This is a genomic window from Xanthobacteraceae bacterium, assembly GCA_019454205.1.
In the GTDB taxonomy this organism is placed as follows: Bacteria; Pseudomonadota; Alphaproteobacteria; order Rhizobiales; family Xanthobacteraceae.
In genome coordinates, this window is sequence record CP075369.1 from 1,452,295 (window position 1) to 1,471,739 (window position 19,445).

Here is a 19,445-nt window from a genome sequence, read left to right on the forward strand (position 1 = left end):
CCACGTCCAACCGTCGCCTGATCGGATTCCGTTACAGTGATTTTCTATGAAATCAGATCAACGACTTAAAGGAGATTTATAACTCTAGAAATTATATGTAAGCACCAGAAATACCATGAAAATCAGATGATTTTAAGCTGGCGCCACCGACCAGCGCACCATCAACATTATCCTGAAAAAGAATGGTCTTTGCATTGTCTGGCTTGACCGACCCGCCATAGAGAACCCGGATATTCCCCGCCTCGCCGCTGAAGCGGTCCTCCAGTACCTTTCGGATCGCGGTATGAACCTCAGCCACGTCCTGCGGCGTCGGCGTCAGCCCCGTACCGATCGCCCAGACCGGTTCATAGGCCACCACCAGCCGCGCACCGCTGGCGCCGTCCGGAATCGACCCCGCCAGTTGCGCGCTAACCACCGGAATCGCCTCTCCTGCCTCCCGCTGCGCCCTGCTTTCGCCGACGCACACGATGGCACTCAGGCCCGCCCGCCACGCGCCTTCGGTCTTGGCCCGGACTACGGCATCGGTTTCGCCGTGATCGGCCCGCCGCTCGGAATGGCCGAGGATGACGTAACGCGCGCCGGCGTCTTTCAGCATCTCGGCGGAAACATCCCCCGTGTGGGCGCCGGAAGCCTTGGAGTGGCAGTCCTGTGCGCCGATCGCGACGCCGCTATTTCCGGCGCGGCGGACGGCCTCGAAAAGCAGCGGGAACGGCGGGCAGATCAGAAGCTCCGTCTTGGCCGCAAGCGCCTGCGAATAGCCCCGGCAGATCGCATCCAGTTCGGATAGCGAAGCCGTAAGCCCGTTCATCTTCCAGTTGCCCGCCACCAGCGGCCGCCGTGTCCGGTTCATTCGCTCCCCCCCAGATCGCTGTTTTTCTCTTTCCGAACGGGTTAATAGGCCCCGTCCGTTGCGGCAACCGCGACCGTTGCCGCAGCGGAGCGCCATCCCTATTATCCGCCGCTTTCGCGGGGGCTTAACCCCTGCATTTCATGGGAAAATTCGATGCTTCAAGGCTTACGTTCAGGCTCGCGCAATCTGGCTACCAAGATTGTGCTCTTCATCTTGATGGGCCTGCTTATTGTCAGCTTTGCCTTCTGGGGCATCGGCGACGTTTTCCGCAATTTCGGCACCGCCTCCGTGGCGCGAGTCGGCTCGACCGACATCAGTTCCGAATTGTACCGGCGCGCCTTCACCGAGCGCGTGCAGCAGATCGGCCGCCAGTTGAACGTCGCGCTGAACGCCGAAGCCGCGCGTGGCTACGGCATCGACCGGCTTGTCCTTGGCGAACTTGTCTCGCAGGCCGCGCTCGACGAGAAGGCGCGCCAGTTCGGTCTCGGCGTCACCGACCAGATGATCGCGGAGCGCGTCCGCGCCTACCCGGCGTTCCGCGGCCCGGACGGCAACTTCAATTCGATGCACTACCTCAATGTGCTCCGCGACAACAACTACACGGAAGCGACCTTCCTCGCCGCGCAGCGCCGCGAGATCGTGCGCGAGCAACTGCTGAGCGCGCTCGGCACGAACAACCCGCCGCCCGCGTCGCTCGTTAACGCGATCTGGCGCTTCAATGTCGAGCAGCGCACGGTCGAAATGATCCGCCTTACCCGCGCGCAGGCCGGCACCATCGCCGCACCGACCGAGGACGACCTCAAGACCTATTACGAAGCGAACAAGAAAACGCTCCGCACCAAGGAGTTCCGCAAGCTGCGCGTATTGCAGCTTTCGCCAACGCCGTATCTCGCGGCGATCACGATTTCCGACGACGAGTCGAGGAAGGAATACGAGAACCAGAAGGAGCGCCTGACCCAGCCGGAGAAGCGTCTCATCGAGCAGGTCAACTTCCCGTCGCTCGATGCCGCGAAAGCCGCCGCCGAGCGCCTCAAGAAAGGCGAGAAGCTCGAAGCAATCGCGAAGGAACTGAAGCTGGAAATCGTTTCGCTCAATCTGGTGACGAAGACCGAAATTCTCGATCCCGCGGTCGCGGATGCAGCGTTCGCCCTAAGCGCGAACCAGACCAGCGAGCCGGTGAGCAGCCGCTTTGGTCCGGTGATCCTGCGGGTCGCGAAAATCGAGGCCATCCGCACGCCTTCGTTCGAGGAAGCCAAGGACCAGATCGCCAACAACCTGAAGCTCCAGCGCGCCTATGAGCAGACCCGCAAGATCCACGATCAGGTCGAGGACGAACGCGGCGGCGGCTCCACGCTCGCGGAGATTTCCGAGAAGCTGAAGCTCAAGCTCACCGACGTCGAGGTCGACGCATCAGGCCGCAAGCCCGACGGCAATCCCGTCATCGACATTCCGAGCTTCGAGACGATCCTGAAAACCGCATTCGCGACGCCGAAGGGCGTCGAGATCGACCCGATCGAGCAGCGCGATACGCGCAGCACCATCTGGTACGAAGTCGCGGACATCGTGCCGGAGCGCGAACGCACCTTCGAGGAAGCGAAAGCCGACGTAGAAGCGCGCTGGAAGGACGAGCAGACCACGAAGAAGCTGCTCGAAACCGCGCTCGAAATGCAGAAGAAGCTCGATGCCGGCGCGCCGTTTGCCGAAGTGGCGCCGGGCGTCCGCGTCGAGAAGCTCGACAATATCCGCCGCAACGCGCAGGTGCCGGGCGTCAATGCGAACCTGATCGCGCAGATTTTCGTCACGCCGCAGGGCAAGAGCGGCGTCGGCAATCCGCCGGATACGGTCGACAAGATCGTGTTCCGCGTCGTCACGGTCGGCGTGCCGCCGGGAGAACCGCCGGCCGAGGTCACGCAGCAGATTCAGCGTGCCATCACCAACGAATTGCAGGACCAGTTTGTCCAACGATTGCAGGACGAACTGGGCGTAAGGGTCAACGAGAATGCGGTTCGTCAGGTCACCGGCGACACCGCGAGAAACTAGCGCATGGAAATTTTTCCGGACGAACGGGCTTTCGGCGCGCGCCACGCCGAAGGCAAGGCGCAACTCGTCTGGACGACGTTGGTCGCGGATCTGGAAACGCCGGTCTCGGCCTATCTGAAACTCGCGCGCAACCGCGCGAACTCTTTCCTGTTCGAGTCGGTCGAAGGCGGCGCGGTACGCGGCCGCTATTCCATCATCGGCTTCGACCCCGACGTGATCTTCCGCGTGCATGGGGCATCCGCGGAGATCAACCGCAACGCGCGCAACAAAGGCTCCGCGTTCGAGGCCGTCGCGAAGCCACCGCTGGAAGCGATCCGCGCGCTGATCGAGGAAAGCAAACTCGAAGTGCCCGACGGCCTGCCGCCGATGGCGGCGGGCGTATTCGGCAATCTCGGCTACGACATGGTGCGGCTGATGGAAAAGCTGCCCGCGCAGAAGCCGGACCCGCTCGGCATCGCCGACGCCACGCTCATCCGCCCTACCATCGTCGTCGTGTTCGACGCCGTGAAGGACACGATGACGGTGATCACGCCGGTGCGTCCCGCGAGCGGCACCAGCGCGAAGTCCGAATATGCGCAGGCCGTGGAGCGGCTGACCGCTGTCGTCGATGCGCTCGACCTGCCGCTGAACAAGGAAGACATTGCTCACGCCGATGAAACCATCGGCGCGAATGCGGTATCGAACACCACTGCTGCCGAATACGAAGCGATGGTCGCGCAGGCGAAGGAATACATCTTCGCGGGTGATATTTTTCAGGTGGTGCTGTCGCAGCGCTTTGAATCCGAGTTCAGGCTGCCGCCGTTCGCGCTGTATCGTGCGCTGCGCCGCGTGAACCCTGCGCCGTTTCTCTATTTCCTCGACTTCGGCGATTTCTCCGTCGCCGGTTCCAGCCCGGAAATCCTGGTGCGCGCGCGCGACAACAAGGTCACGATCCGCCCCATCGCCGGAACGCGCCCGCGCGGCGCAACTCCGCACGACGACAAGGCCCTCGAAGACGAACTGCTCGCCGATCCGAAGGAACGCGCAGAACACCTGATGCTCCTCGACCTCGGCCGCAACGATGTCGGGCGCGTCTCGAAGATCGGCACCGTCAAGGTGACGGACCAGTTCTTCATCGAGCGCTACAGCCACGTCATGCACATCGTGTCGAACGTCGAAGGCGAGATGCACCCGAGCCACGACGCCCTCTCCGCCCTGGTCGCGGGTTTTCCCGCAGGCACGGTTTCCGGCGCGCCGAAAGTGCGCGCCATGCAGATCATCGACGAACTGGAGAAGGAAAAGCGTGGCGTCTATGCGGGCTGCGTCGGCTACTTTGCCGCCGACGGCTCGATGGACACCTGCATCGTGCTCCGCACCGCTATCGTAAAAGACGGAAAGATGTACGTGCAGGCGGGCGCGGGCATCGTCGCCGACTCGAATCCGGCTTCCGAACAGCTTGAGTGCGAGAACAAGGCGAAGGCCCTGTTTCGCGCCGCCGAGGAAGCGCGCCGCTTCGCTTCCGCCGCAAAGCGGGGGCAATAACCTTCATCCGGAAAGCGGCTGGCCGCCGCACCGGACATGACCTAGAAAGACATGGCCTAGAAAAACGCTATGAACGTCGTCCTGATCGACAACTACGACAGCTTCACCTGGAATCTCGTCCACTATCTGGGCGAACTGGGCGCGGATGTGCATGTCTATCGCAACGACGCGATCACTGTGGACGAACTGAAGGCGCAGAAGCCCGACGCGGTGGTGCTCTCGCCCGGCCCCTGCACCCCGAACGAAGCCGGCATTTGCCTCGACGTGATCAAGCAGATGGGCGCTAACACGCCGATCTTCGGAGTCTGCCTCGGCCAGCAATCGATCGGTCAGGCTTACGGCGGCGACGTGGTGCGCGCGCCGACGCCGGTGCATGGCAAGCTGTCCATTGTGAACCATTCCGGCGAAGGCGTTATGCGCGGGATCAATGGTCCGTTTCATGCGACGCGCTATCATTCGCTGGTGGTCGACCAGAAGACCATGCCGAAGGCCCTGAACGTCACGGCACAGACCGATGATGGTCTTGTCATGTCGCTTTCACACAAGGAACACCCCGTGCACGGCGTGCAGTTTCATCCGGAAAGCATCGCGTCCGAGCACGGCAAGGTGATCCTGAAGAACTTCCTCGATCTCGCCGCCGCGTGGAACGCGGCGAAAAAGAAGGCGTGACGCGATGGAACGCTTCCGCGCACTCCTCACCAAAGTCGCGACCGGCGCGCCGATGACGCTAGAAGAGTCAGCGCACGCCTTCGACAAGATGATGTCCGGTGAAGCCACGCCCTCGCAGATGGGCGGATTGCTCATGGCGCTGCGCGTGCGCGGCGAGACGGTGGACGAAATCGCGGGCGCAGTCGCTACCATGCGCGCGAAGATGACCCGAGTGCAGGCTCCGGCCGACGCCATTGACGTGGTCGGCACCGGCGGCGATGCCGCGGGCAGCTACAACATTTCCACCTGCGCATCGTTCATCGTGGCGGGCGCAGGTGTGCCGGTCGCGAAGCACGGCAACCGCGCGCTCTCTTCCAAATCCGGCGCGGCGGACGTGCTGGCCGCGCTCGGCGTCAATATCGAACTCGGACCCGACGGCATCGCGCGCTGCATCCGCGAGGCAGGGATCGGCTTCATGTTCGCGCCGATGCATCACCCGGCGATGAAGCACGTCGGTCCCACCCGCGTCGAACTCGCCACACGCACGATTTTCAATCTGCTCGGTCCACTCTCGAACCCGGCGGGCGTGAAGCGCCAGATGGTCGGCGTGTTCGCGAAGCACTGGATCGAACCGCTCGCGAACGTGCTGGCGGCGCTCGGTTCGGAGAAGGCGTGGGTCGTCCACGGCTCCGACGGCCTCGACGAAATCACCACCACCGGCCCGACCCATGTCGCAGAACTCGACAAGGGAAAAGTGCGCACCTTTGAAATCTCTCCCGCCGATGTCGGCCTGCGCGTCGCGCAACCGGCCGAACTGAAAGGCGCGGAAGCGGCGTTCAACGCCGAAGCGCTCCGCGCCGTGCTCGACGGCCAGATGGGACCGTTCCGCGACGTCGCGATGTTCAACGCCGCCGCCGCCCTTCTGATCGCAGGCAAGGGCGCAAACCTGAAGGAAGCGTTCGCAGTCGCGGAGAAATCGGTTGACAGCGGCGCAGCAAAGCAGCGCCTCGACAAACTCGTCGCCGTTTCGAAGGTGGCGTGATGGCGGACGTGCTGGAAAAAATCGGCGCGTACAAGCGCGAGGAAATCGCGAAGGCGAAACGCGAGCGCCCGTTCGCGGATGTGGAGACAGCTGCGAAATCCGCTCCCGCGCCGCGCGGCTTCATCCGTGCGTTGGAAGCAAAGCTCGCACGCGGCGATTACGCGCTGATTGCCGAGATCAAGAAGGCCAGCCCGTCGAAGGGCCTGATCCGCGCCGACTTCGATCCGCCTTCGCTCGCGCGCGCCTACGAGGCGGGCGGTGCGGCCTGCATTTCGGTGCTCACCGATACGCCGTCATTCCAGGGCGCACCGGAATTCCTGACCAACGCGCGCAGCGCGATCTCGCTGCCCGCGATCCGCAAGGACTTCTTCTACGACACCTATCAGGTCGCGGAAGCGCGCGCGCTCGGCGCCGACTGCATCCTCATCATCATGGCCGCGGTTGACGACGCCCTCGCCCGCGATCTCCTCGCTGCCGCGCATGACTGGAACATGGATGCGCTGATCGAAGTTCACGACGCGCCGGAACTCGATCGCGCGCTGAAGCTGGACGGCAAGCTGGTCGGCATCAACAACCGCAATCTCCGTACTTTCGAGACGAAGCTGGAGACCACCGAGCAACTCGCGCCGCGCATTCCGAAAGACAAAGTCGTCGTCGGCGAAAGCGGCCTGTTCACTCCCGCCGACCTCGCGCGCCTCTCGCGCGCCGGCGTCAACACCTTCCTCATCGGCGAAAGCCTGATGCGCCAGCACGATGTCGAGGCCGCTACGCGCGCGCTACTCGACCGCACGGCGTTGCGCGCGAGTGCCTGACATGCCCAAGACAAGAAAGAAAAAGACCGCAAAGAAACCCGCGAAAAAATCCGGCACGCTGACCCACATCCGCGCCGACGGCACCGCGCGCATGGTCGATGTCTCCGGCAAGGCCGCCACCGAGCGCATCGCGGTCGCCGAGGGCCGCGTCATCATGAGCCGCGCCACGCTCGAACTGGTGCTGACCGGCAACGCCAAGAAAGGCGACGTGCTGGGTGCCGCGCGCATCGCCGGCATTATGGCCGCGAAGCGCACCCACGAACTGATCCCGCTCTGCCACCCGCTGTTGCTCTCGAAAACCGAAATCGACATCGGCGTCGATCCGGCACAGGCGGGCTTGCTGGTGCGCGCCACCGTGAAGATGACCGGCCAGACCGGCGTCGAGATGGAAGCGCTCACGGCCGTCAGCGTCGCCTGCCTCACCATCTACGATATGGTGAAAGCCGCCGAGCGCGGCATGGTGATCGAAGGCATCCGCCTGGTCCGCAAATCCGGCGGCGCTTCGGGGGACTATCTTGCCGGGTAAAACACCGTTGCTCCCCGTCGATCAGGCGCTCGCGCGTGTCGTCGATGGCGCAACAGTTCTCGCTTCCGAACAAGTCCCGCTCCGCGAAGGTGATGGCCGCGTGCTTGCGGCCGACGTGAAGTCGTTACGCACGCAGCCGCCGTTCGACGTATCCGCGATGGACGGCTACGCGGCGCGTGCACAGGATCTCGCAGGCGGCGCGCGGCTGAAGCTGGTCGGCGAGTCCGCCGCGGGTCATCCGCTGAAACACGAAATCGGCGCGGGAGAAGCCGCGCGCATCTTCACCGGCGCGGTGGTGCCGCAAGGTGCGGATGTCGTGGTCGAGCAGGAGTCCGCGCAGCGCGACGGCGATCATGTCACCCTTCCCGCCTACGAATCCGGAAAAAACATCCGCGCGGCCGGCGTCGATTTCCGCGCAGGCGAAGCGCTCTTGAAAAAGGGCGAACGCCTGACGCCGCGCGCGCTCAGCCTCGCCGCCTCGATGGATTACGCCACGCTCGAATGCGCGAAGCGGCCGCGCGTCGCGATCTTCGCGACCGGAGACGAACTGGTCGCGCCCGGTGCTGGCGGTCCGCCGGAACGCATCGTCGCGTCGAACCATTATTCGGTCGCGGCACTCTGCGAGCGCGAGGGCGCGGTCGTGGTCGATGCGCGAGTCCTGAAGGACCGGCTCGAACTCATCACCGCAGCCATCGAAGGTGCGAAGGAAACTGCGGACGTCATCGTGACGCTGGGCGGCGCTTCGGTTGGCGATCACGACCTGATCGTGCCCGCGCTCAACGCGGCCGGCGCAACCATCGACTTCCACAAGATCGCGCTACGCCCCGGCAAGCCGACGCTCTCCGGCGGCGCGGGCAAGGCGCGCGTACTCGGCCTGCCCGGCAATCCGGTCTCGACGTATGTATGCGGCGTGATCTTTCTCCAGCCGCTGCTGCGCAAGTTGCAGGGCATGAACGAAACGGTCCCCGTGCCGCAGCCCGCGATCCTCGGCGCGGATGTGTGGGAGAACGACCACCGCGCGGATTATGTGCGCTCGAAAAGTTCGTGGGACGAACAGGGCCGCCGCGTGGTGATGCCGTTCCTGAAGAAGTCGCAGGACTCTTCTTTTGCGTCGGTGCTGGTGAAGGCTGATTGCCTGCTGCTCCGCGCGCCGAACGCACCCGCCGCGAAGAAGGGCGACGTGGTGCACGTCATCCCGCTCGACTGACGAGGATCTTCTCTCGCGCTTGATCGCAATTTCTCTCGCAGGCGGCGGGTTTCACGCGATCTTAAGGGCATATATCCCCTTGGGCCATGTATCGGCGGAACTCCGCGCGGGAGCGCGGTAAGTGAGCCAGTTTTCAAATTGGCTACGGAATAGTGATGCCTTCGCCCGGCTGAAACAGTTGTGGCGTTGCAGTCGCTTCAGGCTTCTCCGGTCTGCTCGACTCTGCAAGCTTTCCGTCTACCCACTTTTCTTCATAGTTGTAATAGTCTCCGCCAACGGCAAAGACGGCTTCAGTGTCGGGATCGCGGGCAAAGCAAGAGTATCTAATATATTCAGTACCGCCGACATCTTCGTAGCGAATGACCGGGAAACCAACGAACCAAGCAGTTTTGTTTTTCAATTTATCGAAGTCTGTAGTCGGCGGGTCATACTTGAAATAGAAGCGTTGAGGTTTGCTGATGTTGCCAGCAGCCATAATTGCTCTACCGCCGACAGAGCCACGGAAATCAGGCTCTGGGTAAATCGTCGGCAAAATGCCACTCGGCAAGATAGCCATTCTGCATCCGAAATTCAGGATAATTGCAGGGGTTCTGCCAACATTTTCAAAAGCAATTTGGACGTTTGGTCTGTTTGGATATTCTCGCGCGTTGAGGTTTCCGGCTGGTTCTGGAAAAATTTGCAGATCAACGCTTTTCAAAAACAAAAACGGCCGCTCGATACGAGCAGCGGACTGAGCATTGAGTTTCGCAATCTCAAGCGTCTTGCTCATATTGCTGAGTTGAAGGCCGAACAAAACGGCTTGAGCGCCAGCAATAAGGAACAGCGCAAAAGTCCAATAATTTATCCACTCGGTAGCGCCGGTAATTCTACGATCAAGTTCTTGTTTCTCAGCTTCCAGCTTAAGACGATTATCGCGCTCTTCTTTTTCAGTCTTTGTTTCTGCTTCATTTTTCTCAGTTGGTATTACCTTGATAGACAAAGGGTTCTTTTCAGTGCCTTGTCGTTCAGTGGTTTCGTTGGAAGTGCTTGGCTTATGGCGGCCTTCGTAAACCCATACGTTTTCGGGGACGTTTGGCTTCTCCTGAGATAGAGTCGGAATCGAGAGTGACGCGAGAATCGCGATGGCAAAGAACGCTGTAGAAAATCGTTTCAACCGTTTGCTTTCGGCAATGGCTCAAGGCGGACCCGCGAAAAAGCGGAAATCAAAATCTCCGGCATCACTTCAAAATTGCCACGACTAAAGCTGCCACGCCACTAAGCGCTTTCACCATTTCCCAACCATCCCACGACTTCAGCCGTAGCCACGCGCTCGTGCTACGTTTTCTCTTGGGAGATCGTTTCTTGCCCCGAGCCATTCCGTCCTCGAAGCCCGGATAGCGCTGCTCAATTTCGTGAGCAACGCACCGGGTCTGTAGGCGCAGTTTCACCTGCTCTAAGTCCGGTAAACCGCGGGATCCATGAGGGTTGAGATTGGGGCTCGTAGACCCGCGTTCAGCGGGCCATTCACCCGTTCTTAAGTGCTTGCGGAACACAACTAGAACAGATACAACCGTTCTTGATTTGTACCGACTCGCAGGCGCCCGAAAAGGCCCAGAATCAGGGATTTTTGCGACGATGCTGACCCGAAAACAATACGAGCTGCTCCGCTTCATCCATGAGCGCCTGAAGGAATCCGGAGTGCCCCCGTCCTTCGACGAAATGAAGGATGCGCTCGACCTGCGCTCCAAATCCGGCATCCACCGCCTGATTACCGCCCTTGAGGAGCGTGGCTTCATCCGCCGCCTGCCGAACCGCGCGCGCGCGCTGGAAGTAGTCCGCCTGCCGGAGACGGTCGCCCCCGCCATGGGCAGCCCCCGCAGCCGTGGCGGCTTCTCGCCCAACGTCATCGAAGGCTCGCTCGGCAAGGTCACGCGACCGCCCTCCGACAAGGAGGACGCCGGCAGCAGCACCCGCCCCATCGCCATCCCGGTCATGGGCCGCATCGCCGCCGGTACGCCGGTAGAGGCGATCCAGAACCGCAGCCACACCGTTCACGTCCCGCCGGAAATGCTTTCCACGGGCGAGCATTACGCCCTCGAAGTGAAGGGCGACTCCATGATCGAAGCCGGCATCCTCGAAGGCGATCTTGCGCTCATCCGCAAAGCCGACATCGCCGATACCGGGGATATCGTGGTCGCCCTCGTCGATCAGGAAGAAGCGACGCTGAAGCGCCTGCGCAAGAAGGGCGCGTCCATCGCGCTCGAAGCCGCAAACCCGGCCTACGAGACCCGCATCTTCGGTCCCGACCGCGTGCAGATTCAGGGCAAGCTGGTCGGCCTCTATCGCCGCTACTGATCGTCCGCCGTTTCGCTTTCATCCGGAACTTCGGGCGCGGCGTTATCGCCCGCGCCTGACTCCGGCGTGACCAGCGGCGGAGATGCTTCGCGCTTCGGCTGCGCCTGCACCGCAAGCCGCTGCAACACGGAAGGATCGGGCGGGTTCGCGCGGCCGTACCAGGGCCGGTCCGCGAACGGCGAACGCGCAGGACGCACTTCCCAGCCGTCGCGCGTTTTGCGGAGCGCCAGCGCGCCGGTGGCCGCCAGTGTATTGCGGTCGATGACGGGAAGCGGGCAATTCGCCGGCACCTCACGGCGCGAGATGATCAGTGCCGCGCGCGTGCAATCATCCGCCAGCGCTTCCGGCTTCAGCGGCAGCGCGATCAGCGTGCCGTCTTTCAGCTTCGCGGTGCAGCCTTCCGCATCGCAGGTGAACGCGCGTGCCAGCTCGCTCGCGGCGATTGCGCCCTGCCCGTCGGCAGCAAGCCAGCTTTCGGTCGCGAGACGATCGCGTCGTAGCGAGTGAATGGAGAGCTTGCCGTCCTCCGCGCGCACCGCGATGGCGTCGCCCTCGGCATCGACATAAATGTCGTAGCGCGGCGCGTTCCAGATGAGAAATAGCGCGCATAGCGCAAGCGGCAAGCCAATCAATCGTAGCCGTGTCGCGGGAATGGCCAGCACCAGCAACGCAACGGTCGCGAGCAACGCCGCGCCTGCGCCGAACGCGCCGATCCTTCCATCCGCGCCGTCGATGGCAGCGACCCACTTCGCAACATGGATCATACCCCCGATGCCGAGGCCCATGACCTGCCATGCATAGGCGTCGAAACCGAACGGCAGCAGCAGTATTCCGGCCAGCGCCATCGGCATGATGACGAACGCGATCAGCGGCATCGCCAGCACGTTCGCAAGCACGCCGTAGGGCGCGGCGCGATGAAAATGAAACGCGGCGTAAACCGCGGTCGCAAGTCCCGCGACCAGCGAAGTCGTCGCACCGAGCAAAATCCAGCGGCCCGTACGGCCCGCGGTTTCCCGCAGCAGCGATGCACCGGGCGCAGGCGGCTGCGCGATGGCAGGCGACCAGCGTTCGTAAAAGCTGACCAGCGCCAGCGTCGCCGCGAACGACATCTGGAAGCCGGGATTCATCCCCGCTTCCGGCGAAACGATCAGCGTCACCACGACGGCCGCGGCGAGCGTGCGCAATGTTAGTGCGGGCCGGTCGAACAGCACGCCGACGAGCACCACCGCGATCATCACGTAAGAGCGCTGGGTCGCGACCTCCGCGCCTGAAAGAACGAGATACGCGGTGACGCCGAGCAGCGCCAGCACCGCCGCCCATTTCTTGATGGGCCGCCGCAGCGCGAGCCCGGGGATCAGCGCCAGCGTGCCCCGCGCCAGCGCGAATAGCGCGCCCGCGATCAGCGCCATGTGCAGGCCGGAGATGGAAATGACGTGGTAGAGACCGGAGACCCGCAGCGCTTCGTTGGTCTCGCGCGAAATGTCGTCGCGAATACCTGTCACCAGCGCCGCCGCGACCGCGCCTGCATCGCCCGGCACGGACGCCCGGATGCGCGCCGTCAATCCGCGCCGCACCTTCTCTACTTCGGCATTCGCCCTGATCCAGAACGGCGGCTCGCGGTCGGTCGCTATTGTCTTATGCCTGCCGAGAATGAACCCGGTCGCGCCCAGGCCATTAAAATATGCACCGAGCGCAAAATCGTAGCCGCCGGGCCGCACCGGTCCGAGCAGCGGCCGCAACCGCGCGCGCAGTTCGATGTGCTCGCCGACCTTCGGTGCCGCACCCTTCCGGAATGCGAGACGCACGCGCTCCGGAATGGCCGTCTTCGCCTTGGGATCGCTTTTCGTGACCCGCAACACGATCCGTTCGGAACGCTCGGTAGAGTCCTTCGACTCGACAAAGCCGCTCAGTGTGACGGCGGCAAGCGGGCGGGTAAGCACGGAATGGTGGATCATCGCCGCACGGACGGAAGCGACCGCGAACCCCGCCGTCAGAAAGGCAAGCAAAAGCGCCAGCGCAAACGGCACCGGTCTCTCCCGCATCAGAAATGCGAGTGCCGCGAGCGAAACGGCCAACCCCGCCGCCAGTTGCCACAGCGGCTCAGCGGGAGCGGTGAAATAAAGGAGGACACCGGAGCCGAACGCCACCGCCAACCACGGCGCGAAGCGGCCCGCTTCGGCTTCGGCGGCAATGGCCACGCGCAAAGCTTCCGGAACCGCGCGCAGACGCGCGCCGAGGCCGAGCGATATGCCCGCACCCGTGCCGCCGAGCACCGCCGCGCGCCGCCCTGCGCTCGGCCGTTGCCGCTCCCGCTCCGTCATCGGGCTTTCCCCGCCCTACTCGCAGCCAATTCCCTATGCTACACGGGCCGCCGTTCCGCGCTATGCATCGCAAATCATGACCGAACCCGTCGTTACCCGCTTCGCTCCCTCGCCGACCGGCTTCCTCCATATCGGCGGGGCGCGCACCGCGCTGTTCAACTGGCTGTTCGCCCGCAACATGGGCGGCAAGATGCTGCTGCGGATCGAGGACACCGATCGCCAGCGTTCCACGCAGGAAGCCATCGACGCCATCATCGCCGGACTGAAATGGCTCGGCCTCGACTGGGACGGCGACATCGTTTTCCAGTTCGCCCGCGCGACGCGCCACCGCGAGGCGGCGGAAGCCTTGCTCACGCTGGGCCGTGCGTACAAGTGCTACGCCAGTCCGCAGGAACTCGAAGAGATGCGCGAAAAGGCCCGCCGCGAAGGCAAGCCGCCGCGCTACGATGGCCGCTGGCGCGACCGCGACCCCTCGGAAGCGCCCGCCGGCGTACAGCCCGTCATCCGTCTGAAAGCACCGCAGGAAGGCGAAACCGTCGTCGAGGACATGGTGCAGGGCCGCGTGGTCTGGCCGAACAAGGATCTCGACGACCTTGTCCTGCTCCGCTCCGACGGCACGCCGACCTACATGCTCTCCGTGGTGGTGGACGACCACGATATGAACGTCACCCACATCATCCGCGGCGACGATCACCTCACCAATGCCGCGCGCCAGTCCCAGATCTACGAAGCGCTGGGCTGGAAAATCCCGCGCATGGGTCATATCCCGCTCATCCATGGGCCGGACGGGGCGAAACTCTCAAAGCGTCATGGCGCACTCGGCGTCGAAGCCTATCGCGCGATGGGCTATACGCCCGAAGCGCTCCGCAACTATCTGGTACGGCTCGGCTGGGGCCACGGTGATCAGGAATTTTTCTCGACCGAGGAAATGATCCGCCTGTTCGACATCGCGAAGGTCGGCCGCGGCGCAGCCCGGTTCGACTTCGCCAAGCTCGAGAATGTCAACGGTCACTACCTTCGCTCGATGCCCGATGAAGAGATCGTCCGCCAGATCGAAGCCCTGCTTCCGGACCTGCCGGGCGGCGGCCGCACCGCGGCGCTCCTGAAATCGCGCCGCACGCAGTTGATTGCCGCCATGCCCGGCCTGAAAGAGCGCGCGAAGACTCTGATCGAACTGATCGAGGGTGCCGGCTTCCTGTTTGCCGAGCGCCCACTTCACATGGACGAGAAAGCTGCAAGCCTGCTGACTCCTGAAGGCCGCGAGACGGTGAAAAAATCCGTCGCGGCGCTCGAAAAAGTGGAGCCGTGGACCGCGGAAGCGGTTGAAGCCTCGATTCGTGAACTGGCTGAAACGCTTTCCATGAAACTCGGCGCGATTGCCCAGCCGCTACGCGCCGCCCTCACCGGAAAATCCACCTCGCCCGGAATTTTCGACGTGCTGGCGGTGCTGGGGAAAGACGAAAGTCTAGCCCGGCTCCGGGATCAGGTACCTGGTACCGCCACGGCCTGAAGTCACACCGTTTTTACGGGCGCTTGTCACCTTGTCGCGACGCAGCGAAGGGTTTAGTTTTGCCCATCTGCCGGACCCTTTGTTCCCGGCGCCCACATTCCCGGCATGGCTTCCGGCCGAACGGCCCAGAGCCGGTCCGCAATAAATCAGGAGATACGGATGGACGCCAAAAACACGGCCAAATCCGCTGCGCTCGCCGTAGGCGATAAGAAGCTCGACATGCCGGTAAAGGCCGGGACCATCGGTCCTTCGGTCGTCGACATCGGCAAGCTCTACGGCCAGACCGGGATGTTCACCTACGACCCGGGCTTCACTTCGACCGCAAGCTGCGAAAGCAAAATCACCTATATCGACGGCGACGAAGGCGTTCTCCTTTATCGCGGTTACCCGATCGAACAAATCGCCGAGCACGGCGACTTCCTCGAAACCTGTTACCTGCTGCTTTACGGCGAACTGCCGACCGCCGCGCAGAAAGCCGATTTCGACTATCGCGTGAACCGTCACACGATGGTGCATGAGCAGATGGCCCGCTTCCTTCAGGGCTTCCGCCGCGACGCGCATCCGATGGCGGTAATGGTCGGTTCGGTCGGCGCGCTCTCCGCCTTCTATCACGACTCCACCGACATCTCGGACCCGCAGCAGCGCATGATCGCGTCGATCCGCATGATCGCGAAAATGCCGACGCTCGCCGCGATGGCCTACAAATATTCGATCGGCCAGCCTTTCGTGTATCCGCGCAACGACCTCGACCTGTCGTCGAACTTCCTGCGCATGTGCTTTGCCGTGCCAGCTGAAGAGTACAAGGTGAACCGCGTGCTCTCGCGCGCGATGGACCGCATCTTCATCCTGCATGCTGATCACGAACAGAACGCCTCGACCTCGACCGTGCGTCTCGCTGGCTCGTCTGGTGCGAACCCGTTCGCATGCATCGCCGCTGGCATCGCCTGCCTCTGGGGTCCGGCACATGGCGGCGCGAACGAAGCCGCGCTGAAGATGCTGACCGAGATCGGTCACGTCGACAAGATTCCGGAATATGTCCGCAAGGCGAAAGACAAGAACGATCCATTCCGCCTGATGGGCTTCGGTCATCGCGTCTACAAGAACTACGATCCGCGCGCGAAGATCATGCAGAAGACTTGCCACGAGGTTCTCACCGAACTCGGCATCAAGGACGATCCGCTGCTCGATGTCGCGATGGAGCTGGAAAAGGTCGCGCTGAAGGACGAATACTTCGTCGAGAAGAAGCTCTACCCGAACATCGACTTCTATTCGGGCATTACGCTCAAGGCGATGGGCTTCCCGACCGCGATGTTCACCGTTCTGTTCGCGCTCGCACGTACCGTCGGCTGGATCGCGCAGTGGAAGGAAATGATCGAGGATCCGGGCCAGAAGATCGGCCGTCCGCGCCAGCTCTACACGGGGGCCGCGCGCCGCGACTATCTGCCGATCTCGCGCCGGAAATAACTTCCCGATCTCTACGAATAGGAAAGGCGGCGTTCACGCCGCCTTTTTTGTTGCGCCGTCATAGGCCCACTTCACATAGGCCCCTGCCCATGTGAACCCGCCACCGAAAGCCGCCAGCATCAACCGGTCGCCTTCCTTCAGTTTGCTTTCGTAATCCCAGAGCGAAAGCGGAATCGTTGCGGCGGTGGTATTGCCGAACTTGTGAATCGTCATCATGACGCGGTCCATCGGCATCTGCATGCGTTCGGCGGTCGCCTCGATGATACGCCGGTTGGCCTGGTGCGGCACCAGCCAGTCGATGTCAGCGCCCGTAAGCGCATTGCGTTCCATCAGTTGCCGCACGACTTCCGCCATGTGCTGCACGGCGAACTTGTAAACCTGCGCACCTTCCTGATGCACGTAATGCAGGCGCTTCTCGACCGTTTCCTTGGTCGGCGGCATTCGGCTGCCGCCCGCCTTCTGGTGCAGATGCACCCAGCCGGCACCGTCCGAGCCGAGCATTGCATCGACGATACCGGTTCCGTTGTTGCTGCGCTCTACCAGCACCGCCCCTGCGCCGTCGCCGAACAGCACGCAGGTCGCGCGATTGGTGTAGTCGATGATCGCGGACATCTTGTCCGACCCGACCACGATAGCTTTCCGCGCTGCGCCGTTCTCGACGAACTGTTTCGCGACGGTCAGCGCATAGACGAAGCCGGAGCACGCGGCCTGTACGTCGAAGCTGGGAATGCCGCGTATCCCGACCATGTCGCAAATCAAATTGGCGGTGGACGGAAACACCATGTCCGGCGTCGTGGTCGCGCAAATCAGGAGATCAATCTCACCGGCTTTCGCACCGGTCTTTGCCAGCAACCCACGGACGGCCTCAGCACCCATGTGTGACGTGCCGAGTCCTTCGCCTTTCAGGATGTGCCGTTGCTTTATGCCGGTACGTTCGGTGATCCACTCGTCGGTGGTATCGACCATGCGCGCGAGGTCGGCGTTGGTCAGTACGTCCGGCGGCACATAACCGTGAACGCCTACAATGGCGGCCTTGCCGTCGGTCATCGCTGAGTGATCCCGCACCGTTCGAGTCGAATTATAGTCCCCGCAGTGCAGTCTAGAAACCGATGGTTAACCCCTCCTTGCGAACGCCTCACCGGCCCGCACGAGACGATTTATCCAATAATTCCATGACCATAGCCGCCGCCCGTTCGCTCGGTAGCGATGTGCCCGTTTCCAGTATGGCATCCATGCGGCCGAACGCAGCCGCCTGACGTTCGCGCTCCTCGCCGCCACGTAGCAGCCGAATGGCTGCGTCCGCGATATTTCCGGCCGTGCAATCCTCCTGAAGAAACTCCGGCACCACCGTTTCTCCAAGCAGCAGATTCGGCAGCAGCACATTCGAAACCCGCACCAGCCGCCGGACGATGAACGCTTCCCACGCACGTACTTTGTACGCACCGACATGAGGGACATGAGCAAGCGCAAGCTCCAAAGAAGCCGTACCGGAGGCGGCAATAGCCGCATGCGCGTTCCGGATTGCGGCGAGTTTCTCCGCTTCCATGATCACGATACGCGGTTTAATAGGCCAGTTTGCGCTTGCCGCCTCAACCTGCCCCAGTACATGCGGCAGGGTCGGCAGCACGACTTCGACCTCGCCATACTGCTTCGCGATCATGCCAAGCGCGTCACCAAAGACATCGCTCAGGGAAGCGATTTCCGCGCGGCGGCTTCCCGGCATGACCAGCAGAAGCGGCGGCTTCGCATCACGCCGCGCCTGTTCCTGACCCGAGGGCCGCAATTCGTGCAGGCGCTCCATCAACGGATGGCCGACATACGTGCTCGGCGGACCGCCAAGCTCGCGCAACACCTTCGGCTCGAATGGAAACAGTGTGAGTACATGATCGAAGTAACCGCGCATCTTCTTCGCGCGGCCCTGCCGCCATGCCCAGACCTGCGGTGAGACGTATTTGATGATCGGAACGCGCGGCAGCAGCTTGCGCACGCGCTTGCCCACCTGCGCGCTAAAGCCGTAACTGTCGATCATCACGATTGCGTCGGGCGGGTTGCGGACAATCGCTTCAGCCGTTTCGCGAATACGCGCACGAATCCGGGAGAGGTTGCGGATCACGTTGCTGAAGCCCATCACCGCCAGATCGGAAATCGGAAACAGGCTATCCAGTCCTTCGGCTTTCATCGCAGGACCGCCGACACCGAAAAACCGCGCTTCAGGGTCTTTCCTCTTCAGCGCCTGCATCAGGCTGCCGCCGAGATGATCGCCGGATATCTCCGCAGCGATCAGGAAGTAGTCGCTCACGGCACACCCGTTTCCGATGCCGGGAGTGCGATCACGAACAAGCCTGCATGATTGGCCGCCGCGGCGAATTCCTCCACGTCTGTTACGATGGATCCTCCCGCTTCGAGCGCAATTCCGGCAAGCCCTGCCGTCTTCGCCTCGGCGATGGAGTTGAGGCCAATGGCAGGCAAATCGAAGCGGCGGTCCTGATTGCGTTTCGGCGCTTTCACCAGCACCCCTTCGCGGCTTCCCAGCCGCAGGCGTCCGTTCGCACGCATATCCGCCACGCGCGCCAGCATGGCCGACGTTCCTTCCGAGGCCTCAATCGCAACTGCGCGGCGCTTGGCGATGACCGCAGCCTGGCCGACATCGAAAGGTCCGGTTGCGTGCAACAGGCGGAAACCGAAACGGATGTCTTCCATTTCATCTGCCGAAGGCTTCGTCCGCGTGAGCAAGCCTTCCGGCATGAGAATATCGGGCGCGACTTCATGCGCGCCGCGAAGTTTCACGCCATAGGACTCGAAAATCTCGCCAGCACCCTTGAGCAGCCTGTCGTCGCCGCCAAGAAAAATGCCAGCTGCGCGCGGCAACAACAGCAGCGAGCGCCAGTCGAATCCGATCTGGGAGATGCGCGGCCGGATCACGTCGCCGATCAGCACCAGTTCCTTGAAACCATGCTCGCGTTGTGCGTTTGCCAGCTTCGAGAGTGAACCCAGCTTCGCCCACACATGCGGATAACGTTCCAGCGCGGGGTCGGCGAAGCCTTCAAGCAGGAACAGGAATACTGTGCGACCCTGCCGCAGCACGGAAGCGATCACGGCTTCCGGAAACTTGCCGCCTCCGCAGGCAATCGCGATCGGCGGCGCGCTTGCGGTTTCGGGTGTGGCCAAGC

The 19,445-nt window shown here is 62.7% G+C and carries 16 protein-coding genes; 10 read left to right on the forward strand and 6 right to left on the reverse strand.

What is annotated here, in order from left to right; all coding sequences use genetic code 11:
- Nucleotides 1-91: 91 nt before the first annotated feature.
- Complete coding sequence (gene tpiA, locus KF794_07140; protein QYK46438.1) at nt 92-850, reverse strand: triose-phosphate isomerase; 759 nt, start codon at nt 848-850, stop codon at nt 92-94.
- A gap of 153 nt (nt 851-1,003) precedes the next feature.
- Between tpiA and KF794_07145 the strand changes: the two genes are divergently transcribed.
- The 7 genes from KF794_07145 to KF794_07175 all read left to right on the forward strand — a co-directional run bounded on the left by KF794_07145 (nt 1,004) and on the right by KF794_07175 (nt 8,646).
- Nucleotides 1,004-2,890 (forward strand): SurA N-terminal domain-containing protein, encoded by a 1,887-nt coding sequence (locus tag KF794_07145; GenBank protein QYK46439.1) that lies wholly within the window; start codon nt 1,004-1,006, stop codon nt 2,888-2,890.
- Between the two features lie 3 nt (nt 2,891-2,893).
- Nucleotides 2,894-4,411 (forward strand): anthranilate synthase component I, encoded by a 1,518-nt coding sequence (locus tag KF794_07150; protein QYK46440.1) that lies wholly within the window; start codon nt 2,894-2,896, stop codon nt 4,409-4,411.
- A gap of 69 nt (nt 4,412-4,480) precedes the next feature.
- Nucleotides 4,481-5,080: an aminodeoxychorismate/anthranilate synthase component II gene (locus tag KF794_07155; GenBank protein QYK46441.1), complete on the forward strand. Its 600-nt coding sequence runs from the start codon at nt 4,481-4,483 to the stop codon at nt 5,078-5,080.
- 4 nt (nt 5,081-5,084) lie between these two features.
- The gene (gene trpD, locus KF794_07160) at nt 5,085-6,101 is read left to right on the forward strand and encodes an anthranilate phosphoribosyltransferase (GenBank protein ID QYK46442.1); all 1,017 of its coding nucleotides are present in this window, start codon (nt 5,085-5,087) and stop codon (nt 6,099-6,101) included.
- Nucleotides 6,101-6,913, forward strand: a complete 813-nt coding sequence (gene trpC, locus KF794_07165) for an indole-3-glycerol phosphate synthase TrpC (protein ID QYK46443.1) — start codon at nt 6,101-6,103, stop codon at nt 6,911-6,913. Before trpD ends, trpC begins: the two co-directional genes overlap by 1 nt.
- A 1-nt stretch (nt 6,914) precedes the next feature.
- On the forward strand, nt 6,915-7,439 hold the full coding sequence (gene moaC, locus KF794_07170) for a cyclic pyranopterin monophosphate synthase MoaC (protein ID QYK46444.1): 525 nt from the start codon (nt 6,915-6,917) through the stop codon (nt 7,437-7,439).
- 7 nt (nt 7,440-7,446) lie between these two features.
- Nucleotides 7,447-8,646, forward strand: coding sequence for a molybdopterin molybdotransferase MoeA (locus KF794_07175; GenBank protein ID QYK46629.1), 1,200 nt, complete (start codon nt 7,447-7,449; stop codon nt 8,644-8,646).
- Between the two features lie 142 nt (nt 8,647-8,788).
- Here the strand turns inward: KF794_07175 and KF794_07180 are convergent, their stop codons facing one another.
- The gene (locus KF794_07180; protein ID QYK46445.1) at nt 8,789-9,799 is read right to left on the reverse strand and encodes a hypothetical protein; all 1,011 of its coding nucleotides are present in this window, start codon (nt 9,797-9,799) and stop codon (nt 8,789-8,791) included.
- A 461-nt stretch (nt 9,800-10,260) separates the two neighbouring features.
- Here KF794_07180 and lexA point away from each other — a divergent pair, with 461 nt between their 5' ends.
- A complete protein-coding gene (gene lexA / locus KF794_07185; protein ID QYK46446.1) occupies nt 10,261-10,980 on the forward strand; it encodes a transcriptional repressor LexA in 720 nt (239 codons plus the stop codon).
- Here lexA and KF794_07190 read toward each other — a convergent pair.
- Nucleotides 10,974-13,301 carry a ComEC family competence protein gene (locus KF794_07190; protein ID QYK46447.1) on the reverse strand — a complete coding sequence of 776 codons (2,328 nt, stop codon included), beginning with the start codon at nt 13,299-13,301 and terminating at the stop codon, nt 10,974-10,976. The genes lexA and KF794_07190 overlap by 7 nt on opposite strands.
- A gap of 76 nt (nt 13,302-13,377) precedes the next feature.
- On the opposite strand from KF794_07190, the gene KF794_07195 reads away from it, so the two are divergent.
- Entirely contained in the window at nt 13,378-14,811 is a 1,434-nt protein-coding gene (locus KF794_07195) for a glutamate--tRNA ligase (protein QYK46448.1), read from the forward strand.
- Nucleotides 14,812-14,970: 159 nt separating this feature from the next.
- Nucleotides 14,971-16,275, forward strand: a complete 1,305-nt coding sequence (gene gltA, locus KF794_07200; GenBank protein ID QYK46449.1) for a citrate (Si)-synthase — start codon at nt 14,971-14,973, stop codon at nt 16,273-16,275.
- 33 nt (nt 16,276-16,308) lie between these two features.
- On the opposite strand, the gene KF794_07205 is transcribed toward gltA, so the two are convergent.
- From KF794_07205 to lpxI, 3 genes are all read right to left on the reverse strand, one after another.
- Complete coding sequence (locus tag KF794_07205) at nt 16,309-17,322, reverse strand: ketoacyl-ACP synthase III (GenBank protein ID QYK46450.1); 1,014 nt, start codon at nt 17,320-17,322, stop codon at nt 16,309-16,311.
- 88 nt (nt 17,323-17,410) lie between these two features.
- A complete protein-coding gene (gene lpxB / locus KF794_07210; GenBank protein ID QYK46630.1) occupies nt 17,411-18,592 on the reverse strand; it encodes a lipid-A-disaccharide synthase in 1,182 nt (393 codons plus the stop codon).
- Nucleotides 18,571-19,443 (reverse strand): UDP-2,3-diacylglucosamine diphosphatase LpxI, encoded by an 873-nt coding sequence (lpxI, locus tag KF794_07215; GenBank protein ID QYK46451.1) that lies wholly within the window; start codon nt 19,441-19,443, stop codon nt 18,571-18,573. The genes lpxB and lpxI overlap by 22 nt, the downstream gene beginning before the upstream one ends.
- Between the last annotated feature and the right edge of the window lie 2 nt (nt 19,444-19,445).